General features: G+C 61.8%; 15 protein-coding genes. 11 read left to right on the top strand and 4 right to left on the bottom strand.

The features are described 5' to 3' along the window. Together EOA28_RS15565 and EOA28_RS15560 are read right to left on the bottom strand one after the other, a co-directional pair. A partial coding sequence (locus tag EOA28_RS15565) for an alpha/beta fold hydrolase (protein ID WP_128315025.1) occupies window positions 1-484 on the bottom strand: 484 nt, incomplete at its 3' end. A gap of 62 nt (window positions 485-546) precedes the next feature. Next, window positions 547-792: a hypothetical protein gene (locus EOA28_RS15560; protein ID WP_127249200.1), complete on the bottom strand. Its 246-nt coding sequence runs from the start codon at window positions 790-792 to the stop codon at window positions 547-549. A 242-nt stretch (window positions 793-1,034) separates the two neighbouring features. Here EOA28_RS15560 and EOA28_RS15555 point away from each other — a divergent pair, with 242 nt between their 5' ends. After that, a complete protein-coding gene (locus tag EOA28_RS15555) occupies window positions 1,035-1,229 on the top strand; it encodes a hypothetical protein (RefSeq protein WP_127249199.1) in 195 nt (64 codons plus the stop codon). A gap of 1 nt (window position 1,230) precedes the next feature. Here the strand turns inward: EOA28_RS15555 and EOA28_RS15550 are convergent, their stop codons facing one another. Continuing rightward, window positions 1,231-1,557 carry a DUF768 domain-containing protein gene (locus tag EOA28_RS15550; RefSeq protein WP_127249198.1) on the bottom strand — a complete coding sequence of 109 codons (327 nt, stop codon included), beginning with the start codon at window positions 1,555-1,557 and terminating at the stop codon, window positions 1,231-1,233. Between the two features lie 236 nt (window positions 1,558-1,793). On the opposite strand from EOA28_RS15550, the gene EOA28_RS15545 reads away from it, so the two are divergent. The 7 genes from EOA28_RS15545 to pqqE all read left to right on the top strand — a co-directional run bounded on the left by EOA28_RS15545 (window position 1,794) and on the right by pqqE (window position 6,156). Beyond that, a complete protein-coding gene (locus tag EOA28_RS15545; RefSeq protein ID WP_127249197.1) occupies window positions 1,794-2,123 on the top strand; it encodes a low affinity iron permease family protein in 330 nt (109 codons plus the stop codon). A gap of 145 nt (window positions 2,124-2,268) precedes the next feature. After that, window positions 2,269-2,787 (top strand): ferritin-like domain-containing protein, encoded by a 519-nt coding sequence (locus EOA28_RS15540; protein ID WP_127249259.1) that lies wholly within the window; start codon window positions 2,269-2,271, stop codon window positions 2,785-2,787. A gap of 64 nt (window positions 2,788-2,851) precedes the next feature. Next, window positions 2,852-2,947, top strand: a complete 96-nt coding sequence (locus EOA28_RS15535; protein ID WP_126064473.1) for a pyrroloquinoline quinone precursor peptide PqqA — start codon at window positions 2,852-2,854, stop codon at window positions 2,945-2,947. A 125-nt stretch (window positions 2,948-3,072) separates the two neighbouring features. Next, on the top strand, window positions 3,073-4,011 hold the full coding sequence (gene pqqB / locus EOA28_RS15530; protein ID WP_128315024.1) for a pyrroloquinoline quinone biosynthesis protein PqqB: 939 nt from the start codon (window positions 3,073-3,075) through the stop codon (window positions 4,009-4,011). Next, window positions 4,008-4,766, top strand: a complete 759-nt coding sequence (pqqC, locus tag EOA28_RS15525; RefSeq protein ID WP_127249195.1) for a pyrroloquinoline-quinone synthase PqqC — start codon at window positions 4,008-4,010, stop codon at window positions 4,764-4,766. The genes pqqB and pqqC overlap by 4 nt, the downstream gene beginning before the upstream one ends. Further along, entirely contained in the window at window positions 4,763-5,059 is a 297-nt protein-coding gene (gene pqqD / locus EOA28_RS15520; RefSeq protein WP_127249194.1) for a pyrroloquinoline quinone biosynthesis peptide chaperone PqqD, read from the top strand. Before pqqC ends, pqqD begins: the two co-directional genes overlap by 4 nt. Further along, a complete protein-coding gene (gene pqqE, locus EOA28_RS15515; RefSeq protein ID WP_127249193.1) occupies window positions 5,056-6,156 on the top strand; it encodes a pyrroloquinoline quinone biosynthesis protein PqqE in 1,101 nt (366 codons plus the stop codon). The genes pqqD and pqqE overlap by 4 nt, the downstream gene beginning before the upstream one ends. 218 nt (window positions 6,157-6,374) lie before the next feature. Here pqqE and EOA28_RS15510 read toward each other — a convergent pair whose 3' ends face one another. Continuing rightward, complete coding sequence (locus tag EOA28_RS15510) at window positions 6,375-7,007, bottom strand: hypothetical protein (RefSeq protein WP_127249258.1); 633 nt, start codon at window positions 7,005-7,007, stop codon at window positions 6,375-6,377. A gap of 183 nt (window positions 7,008-7,190) precedes the next feature. On the opposite strand from EOA28_RS15510, the gene EOA28_RS15505 reads away from it, so the two are divergent. The 3 genes from EOA28_RS15505 to EOA28_RS15495 form a co-directional block, all read left to right on the top strand. Beyond that, a complete protein-coding gene (locus EOA28_RS15505; RefSeq protein WP_127249192.1) occupies window positions 7,191-7,754 on the top strand; it encodes a DUF1003 domain-containing protein in 564 nt (187 codons plus the stop codon). 52 nt (window positions 7,755-7,806) lie between these two features. Continuing rightward, a complete protein-coding gene (locus EOA28_RS15500; protein WP_127249191.1) occupies window positions 7,807-8,172 on the top strand; it encodes a VOC family protein in 366 nt (121 codons plus the stop codon). Between the two features lie 181 nt (window positions 8,173-8,353). Continuing rightward, window positions 8,354-8,694 (top strand): DUF4142 domain-containing protein (locus EOA28_RS15495; RefSeq protein WP_148670726.1); only part of this gene is annotated, 341 nt, incomplete at its 3' end.

Here is an 8,694-nt window from a genome sequence, read left to right as displayed (position 1 = left end):
GGTAATGATAGCCGGCGACGACAACGGCGCCGGCAACCGACCGGGGATGCCGGCGCGCCATTTCGAGCGCCACCGCTGCCCCCCAGGAATGGCCGACAACCATGTAGCGCTCGATGCCGAGTTTCGCGACCGCGGCATCGATGAGGTCGGCCTGGGCAGCTGCTGTCCAAGGTCTGCCGGCCGGGCGTGGACTCATGCCGAAGCCGGGCCTGTCGAAGGCAAGTACGCGATGTCTGGCGGCGGCCCTGCCGAAGATGCCGCTTGTCGTGAAGTCTTCCGCCGACGCGCCATTGCCGTGCAACAGCAGAAGCGGTTGCCCGTGGCCCGCCTCCAGGAAATGCAGCTTCGTTCCCCGGAGATGGATGAAGCGCCCGAGCGGACGTGCGGCCAACGCCCGTCTCGCCAGGAGATTGTTATAGAGCGCCAGCCCGAACGTTGCGGCCGCAAGCAACAGAAGCAGGTTCTTCCTGGACTTTGCCGTCATGGTTGGAATTTAGGCGGGGGTGCGAAAGCAGGGGACTTTTTGCAGTGGTGGGCTGCTTGCTATCAGGCCGACCCTTTCTGAGGCAGATCAGTCTCTTCCTCGGTTTGGTCGCGCAGGCTTTGCTCGGCCTCCTTCTTATCAGTCCCGCCCGACAGCTTTTGCCGGGCGAGCTCGCGATCCACAACCTTCCGCGAGCCTTCAACCGGATCTTCTTGCGGCGAATCCCTGTCCGCTCCTGCTTGCTGGACGGTCCTACCACTGCTTGGAGTGGATCGCACAGTATCGTCGTTTTGGCGCGACTTCGTCATTGAGCACCTTCTCCGCTTTGGTCGGATGTCTGCTAGCTTCCGGGCAGGTTGGAAGCAGGGTCCAAACCTCTGTGGCCGCCCTTTGTTCCGTGCGCGGCGCGACCGGCCTCGCCACCTTCCGCAACCGGGCAGAACCAACGGCTGCTTACTGCAACAAATGTGGTTGAGGCTGAACCGCTGCACTTCTACGACTGCGGCAAGCGTCCGGTTGCCTGCTGCGTCCGCCTCGCGATGGAGGAACCATGACGCGCCACTCTCCACTCAGCCTTTTGGAATTCGAAGCGCTCACGCAAGCAGCTTCGAAACTGTCGAAGGATCACGGCGAAACGCTGGAAAGCGTGGTGACCTCATTGTTCGAAGCGCTGCGCGAAGGAGAGACCTGCCCAAAGGCGGTTCTGGACGCGGTAATCGCGGCGCTTACCAAGGAGATCCGCTAGACTAGTCGGCCGGCCTGCCGGACCCCTCGGTATCACCCTGTTCATGCTCAACGGCTTCCAGGGCGTCGATCACAGGCACCAGCGAATTCTCTTCATCGGGACTGGATTCCGACCCTCTGTTTTCCTCGCCGATTTTGTCCAGCGCGCGTTGGATGGCGTCTTCAATATTGCCGACCTCCTGCTCCCGCACCTCGCGACCGTAACCGGCGGCGTCGGCGTCCTGTTCGAATTGCTGCGCCAGCATCGGAACGCTGATCTCAGTGTCGGTTGGCAAGTTGCCGACATTCTCCTCCAGCCAGCTGCGCAGGAATTCTTTCGTCGCGTTCATGAGCACCTCCTCCTTGACGCGAGATAACTGAACGATGACGCCGATGTTCCCGCAAATCCTAGACCGCGAGGAATGAACGGATCGCCGCACCGTGGGGAGCTTGAACACTCTGGCAATCTGCTCGATGGCTTTCCACGGCGAGAGCGATTGACACGAGGGGGACGTTGCCGCCTCGAGTTAGGTTGCAGCCCAACATATCCAGCGGGAACCCGGATTGCTCTCAGCCGTTCGCAGGCATGGCAACATTGCAGCTTCGAGAAGCGCTGACCAAAGTCGGCACACTGACGTCCCGACCGGCGGCCTTTTTGGTTTTGGGCGGCTACACTGTTGCTTGGTACTTCTTCGAGCGGGAGACGCTTGACTGGCATGGCGCCGCGACGCTGGTCACCTGGGCAATGACGCTGTTTATTCAAAGGGCCGAGCATCGCGACACCCAAGCGCTGCAGGCGAAGCTCGATGAGCTGATCAAGGCCAACGACAAGGCTCGCAACGAGATCGCCGGAATGGACGACAAAGAGCCGGAGGAAATCGAGCGAATGCGCGATGTCGGACAAGGCGGAAGTTAACTTCTTCATCGACCGGACTGCCTTCAGAGCCAAGTCGTTGAGAGTACGGCGCCAGCGATGATGACACTCTTGTCGGAACTTCGGGTCTCCGGGCGGATTAGGAAGAGTGCCGCAGGCACATCCCTACACCCAAGGAGGACCTAAGATGCCAAAAAAAGCTTCGTCCGCGACCTCGAACGGCTTGGAAAGCCTGTTCTTGGACGGACTAAAAGACCTCTACTACGCGGAAAAGAAGATCCTGAAGGCTTTGCCAAAGCTGGCGAAAGCAGCACAGTCCGAAAAGATAAGCGCCGCTTTCGAAAAGCACCTCAAGGAAACCGAAGACCAGGTGGACCGCCTGGAGCAAGTCTTCGACATGCTCGGCAAGCCGGCCAGGGCCAAGACCTGCCCGGCCATTGACGGCATCATCGAGGAGGGCTCGGAAATCCTCGAAGAGTACAAGGACGAGCCGGCGCTTGACGCAGGGCTGGTTGGCGCCGCCCAAGCAGTCGAGCATTATGAAATCGCGCGCTACGGCACGCTGATCGCATGGGCCGAACAGCTCGGCCTCAAGGATGCTCTTCCGTTGCTCCGGCAGACTTTGAAGGAAGAATCGGCAACCGACGAGGCGCTCAACGCTCTTGGTGAGAGCGACGCCAATCAACGTGCCTTGCAGGCGGCCTAGCAACGCCCAACACTTTGCATTGGCGGCGCCGTCGCTCCGTGCGAGCTGCAGAAAGGAGAACTCGATGAAGAAGACCTGGAAGAAACCAACCATGTGTCAGGTGGCGGCGGGCTTCGAAATTTCGCGATATCTGCCTGCTGAAATCCGGCGGAAAAAGTAGCCCGTGAATTGCATGCCCTGCTCAACGGGGCATGCAATCCTTTGCGATATCAGAAGACGCGGACGCAAATCGACCGCAGCCGCAAAAGTGGCGCCGGTCAGTTGGCCCGCGGGGCATGCATTGCCATGCGCGTGAAGATCATCGGATCGGCGGCGGGAGGCGGCTTTCCGCAATGGAACTGCAATTATCGCCTGAGCCGCGCGGCCCGCGCCGGTGTGCCCGGTCTGCGCTCCCGAACCCAATCGTCCGTCGCCGTATCGGCGGACGGAACAGGTTGGGTTCTCTTCAACGCATCGCCCGACATCCGTCAGCAGATTGCGCAAACGCCCGAGCTGCAGCCCGCGGTCGACGCACCGCTGCGCTCGACGCCTATCCGCGCTGTGGTGCTGACCAATGCCGATGTGGACCATGTCGCCGGCTTGCTCAGCCTGCGTGAGCGAGAGCCTTTCGCGATCTATGCGACGGCGCAGGTGCTGGCGACGTTGGAGGCCAATTCGATCTTCAATGTCCTCGATCCGACGATCGTGCCCCGGCGCCTCCTGGCGCCGACGGAAGAGATGGCGATCTGCGGCGCGGACGGCCATGAGACCGGCGTTGTCATCGAGGCCTTTCCCGTGCCCGGCAAGGTCGCGCTCTATCTCGAGCAACGAGGCGATCCGGACGCCGATTTCAGCTCCGGCACGGGCGACACGATCGGCGTCCGCATCAGCGGGGCCGACGGTCGCGGCGCCGTCTTCTACGTTCCGGGCTGCGCGCGTATCGATGCCGCGCTGCGCGAGCGCCTCGCCGGAGCCGCCTGCCTTCTGTTCGACGGTACCGTCTACACGGACGACGAGATGATCACGGCCGGCGTCGGCCAGAAAACCGGTGCACGCATGGGCCATATCGCAATGTCGGGAGAAGCGGGTTCGATCGCTGGTCTGGCCGATGTGAAGATCGGTCGCCGTATCTTCATCCACGTCAACAACACCAATCCTGTTCTGGACGAGAGTTCCGCCGAGCACGCGGCGGTCAAGGCGGCTGACTGGGAAGTCGCCGCCGATGGCATGGAGATGGAATTTTGAGCGATTTCCACGACGCGGCGCGAGACGGACTGTCGAAGAGCGAGCTTGAGGCCGTGCTGCGGCGGATCGGCGAAGAGCGCTATCACAACCGCCATCCTTTCCATCACAGAATGACCGCAGGCGCCCTGTCGAAGGCCGAGATGCAGGCCTGGGCGCTGAACCGCTATTGTTACCAGGCCGTGATTCCGCGCAAGGACGCTATGATCGTCGCACGTGCGGCGGATCCGGCTTTTCGCGCCGCCTGGCGCAAGCGCATCGAGGACCATGACGGCGAGGACGGCTGGAGTGGCGGCATCGCGCGCTGGCTGCATCTGGCGACCTCGCTCGGGCTCGATGCCGAAGCGGTCAAAAGCGAAAGGCTGGCGCTGCCGGCGACCCGCTTCGCCGTCGGCGCCTATCTCTCCTTCTGCACCAACCGTACGCTGCTCGAGGCGGTCGCGTCGTCGCTGACCGAGATGTTCTCGCCGGCCATCATCGGCGAGCGCATGGCAGCGATGCTGGCCAGATACGATTACATCACCGAGGACACGCTGGCCTATTTCACGCAGCGACCGGAGCAGGCGAAGCGCGACGCCGACTTCGCCCTCGCCTATGTGCTGGTCCACGCCGACACGCCCCAACGCCAGCAGCAGGCGATCGATGCGCTGGTGTTCAAATGCGATATACTGTGGGCCATGCTCGATGCGCTCCAGCATGCCTATGGCGCGCCGGGGAACATACCGCCCGGCGCCTTCCGCCCGGAGACGGCTTCATGACGGCGCTGCGCGAAAGAGCCATCGCGTCGTTGCGCTCCGCGCCATCGCTGCCCAGGCATGTGCGCATCCAGCACGACCCCGTGCGACTGGCCTTCGCCGTGCTTGCGCCGGAGAAGGTGTTCTGGCCGAATGACATCAGTCTCGACATACTGCGCCGCTGCGACGGGCAATCAACCGTCGAGCGCATCATCGCCGATCTTGCGGCCGACTACGACGCGGATCCGCAGGACATGGCGGACGATGTCATCCGCTTCCTGCAGGAATGGTCGGACAAGCTTTTGGTGAAGCTGTGAGCGAGCCCATTCTGCCTCCGATCGGCATGCTGGCGGAACTGACGCATCGCTGCCCGCTTCAGTGCCCCTATTGCTCCAATCCGCTCGAACTGCTGAAGGCCAACCGCGAACTCGACACGCAGACCTGGCTCGATCTCTTCTCGCAGGCCGCCGATCTCGGCGTCCTGCAGGTGCATCTCTCCGGTGGCGAACCGACACTGCGCCGCGACCTCGAGCAACTGATCGCAGGATGTTCGGCGCGCGGCGTCTACACCAACCTCATCACCGCCGGCGTCGGCATTGCCGCAGGCCGCATCGAGGCCTTTGCCGAAGCCGGTCTCGACCACCTGCAACTGAGCTTCCAGGGCGCCCGCCCAGTGACCACCGATCGTATCGGCAACCACCGGGGCGGCCATGAGAAGAAGCTGGAGACGGCGCACCGCGCCCGCGCGGCCGGGCTGCCGCTCACCATCAACGCGCCGATCCATCGACAAAACAGCGAGGAAGTGCAGGGATTCATCGACCTAGCCCTATCCTTGGGTGCAGAGCGGCTTGAGATCGCCAATGTCCAATATGCCGGCTGGGCGCTAGCCAATCGCAGTTTGCTGATGCCCGACCGTGCCGCGGTCGACCGGCAGGCCGACATCGTCGCGGCTGCCCAGGAAGAGCTCGCCGGCATCATGACCATCGATTTCGTCACGCCGGATTACTTCGCCATCTACCCCAAGCCATGCATGGGCGGCTGGGCACGCGACGCCTTCATGGTGGCCCCCGACGGCACCGTGTTGCCGTGCCATGCAGCGCAGACGATTCCCTCGCTGCGCTTCGAGCGCTTCGGAGACCGCAGCCTCGCCGAAATCTGGACCGACTCACCGGCCTTCAACGCCTTCCGCGGCACCGAATGGATGCGGGAGCCGTGCCGAAGCTGCGAGCGTCGCGAGGTCGACTGGGGCGGCTGCCGGTGTCAGGCATTAGCGATTGTCGGCGATGCCGCTGCAACAGATCCAGCCTGCATCAAGTCGACAGCGCACGCCCGTATGGCCGCCTTGGTCGGTGAAACGCGGCGCAGCAATACCGCCGGAGACGATGCTTTCATGTATCGCCGGATAGGATCGTGATTTTGAGGGTAGCAACAACCGCCGCCGATAGGGGCCCGGCTTCGGCTAGAGCAATTCCAGGAAAAGTGTGAGCGGTTTTCCGTCCGGAATTGCGTAAAAAAAACAAATAGATAGGGCGTTTCGCCGTTTCTATGAAACGGTGAAACGCACTAGCAGCGACGGTCCATCTCGGCGATTGATATACTCTTCGCTTGGAAGCACGCCGGCGGGTAATTCCCTCAGCGCAAAAGGCCGTCCATATCGAAATCTTCCCAGCCTCTCAGGCGGGGCGCATCGTCCCGGCTCACGTCGGTGTGATTTGCGGCCCCAGCGCGATTCTTTTGGGAGCGCTTCAGAGCCGCCCTTGCGGCGGCGCGTCTCCGGTTCTCGGCAGCTGTCGCCGCGTCTACATCACGCCAGACGGTGACCAAATCGCGGTCAAGCACATCCTCGATGTGGCGAGGGTCGAACACGTGGAAGGTGATCTTCCTCGCCCGGCCGCGAAGTTTCACGGTTCGCGTCCCGGCGCTCTGAAGCCGACCGTCCTTCAGCCAGCGGTGCCGCTCGCCGGACGAGATCGTCAGGATATCCTCGACCTCGCGAGGGATGACCGGCAGGTCTGCGATGTCGCGCATGGCTTTGGATACGACCACCGCTGCCGCTTCAACATCGGCATCCGAGCCCTCCGGGAGGCGCAAGGTGAGCACCCGAGATTCAATGTGAAGCAGCTTTTTCAGGGGCGCAGGAAGGCGAGCGCGTATCTCGAGGAAGATGCCCCTCGCCCGCATCGACGATCCCAAGGTGGCCGCCGACGAAAGCGGCCACTCAGCTATCAACTTGGCGGTAGGTTCGGTTTTTCGGCGCCCTGGCATATCCGATAAATAGGTCGGGCTGATCCCAGAGCAAAGCCGGCTCAAGAGGCAACCCGTTGTGCCGCGACGCCAGTGATCGCAGACAAGCATTCTGCCACGTGTTGCCAGCTGAGAAGGTTCAATGGAGCGAATTGTCAATCGGCGAGTTAGGCTGGCTAGACCGAAGAGACTGGACTAGAACGGATGGCCGCGTCGAAAAGCAACAGATATTTCACGCCAACCAAGCCGGCGCCGGAAGGCCTCGCCCCTGCCCTGGCGCGAAACATTGAGGCGCTGATCGAGAGGCGAAAACGCGAAGCCAAGGCCGCGACGCTGGAGGAGCGCGCGGCCGCAGCGATCAGCGGCTTCGCCGGAAGCATGGTCTTCGTCTACTTACACGTTGCCTTCTTCGCCGGTTGGATCGCCCTCAATGTGGGCATCCTGAGCTCCGTCAGACCCTGGGACCCGTCACTGGTCATCCTGGCCATGTTCGCCTCGGTCGAGGCCATCTTCCTCTCGACCTTCGTGCTCATCAATCAGAACCGAATGGCCGCGGAGGATAATTCCAGGGCAGACCTCGATCTGCAGGTCAGCCTGCTTAACGAGCATGAAACCACCAAGCTCATCAAGCTGGTGGAGGAGATTGCCAAGCGTCTCAACATAGATACCGACGCGGATCACGAGATCAAGGAACTCAAGCGCGATGTGGCGCCGGAGGCAGTTTTGGACAAGATCGAAGAGGTGTCCGACCGTCAGCCGCCCGAGTGACAGATCACCAAAGCTAAGCGTTACTAAGTTGGGTCAATCAGAGGATAGGAGCATGTTCGACCACATCGGCTTCAATGTCGGGAACTTTGAGAAATCGCTCGCATTTTACAAAGCAGTGTTCGCACCTCTCGATCTTGGCGTGCTGGAATCTGGCGAGGGCTGGGCCATGTTGGGCGGCTACTCCGGTCGTCTCTGGATCGGGGCATTCGGGCCACCACCTGGACCCATCCACATGGCGTTCCGCGCCGGCTCCCGCGCGATGGTATACGCGTTCTACGAGGCAGGCCTTGCAGCCGGAGGTCGCGATAACGGCGCTCCTGGCATTCGCACCCAATACGCGCCGGATTACTTTGCAGCTTTCTTGCTTGACCCGGACGGGCACAATGTCGAGGCCGTAAGCTTCGCTCCGGAGAATTGAGCTGCGCGTTCTGCGCCCCGTCAGCGCAGGAGGCCGTGCATATCGAAATCTTCCCAGCCTCTAGGCCCGACGCAGCTGCGAAGCTCATCAGCGTACACCGAAATCGAGTTGGAGTTGGAACAAACGCGGCGGCCTTCTGTTTGCCTCTGAGCACAATTCAGTGCGTTAGAGGACATCATCTATGAAGTTGCGTTTGTTATCGGCCGCGCTCTGCACGGGCGTCGCCTTGGGTTTTGCCCATCCGGCGCTCAGTGCCGAAAAGGCGCAGGATTTCGTCAACAAGGCTGCCGAAGGCGGGATCTTCGAGGTCGAGTCCAGCAAGATCGTCCAGGGCAAGGCGAAGGACCAGGCTGTCAATGAGTTCGCCCAGAAAATGATAACTGATCACGGCGCGGCCAACGCCAAGCTGCAGTCGATCGCCGGCGAGCAGAAACTGCAGATTCCCGCCGAAACGGACGCGAAGCACAAGAGCGATCTTGAGGCGCTGAAATCGGCCAATGGTTCGGCCGACCAGTCCTACGT

Origin of the sequence: Mesorhizobium sp. M2A.F.Ca.ET.067.02.1.1 (genome assembly GCF_004023285.1) — a bacterium.
Lineage (GTDB): Bacteria > Pseudomonadota > Alphaproteobacteria > Rhizobiales > Rhizobiaceae > Mesorhizobium.
Note: the sequence above shows the minus strand (reverse complement) of the source record. Positions and strands in the feature narration are given on the sequence as shown.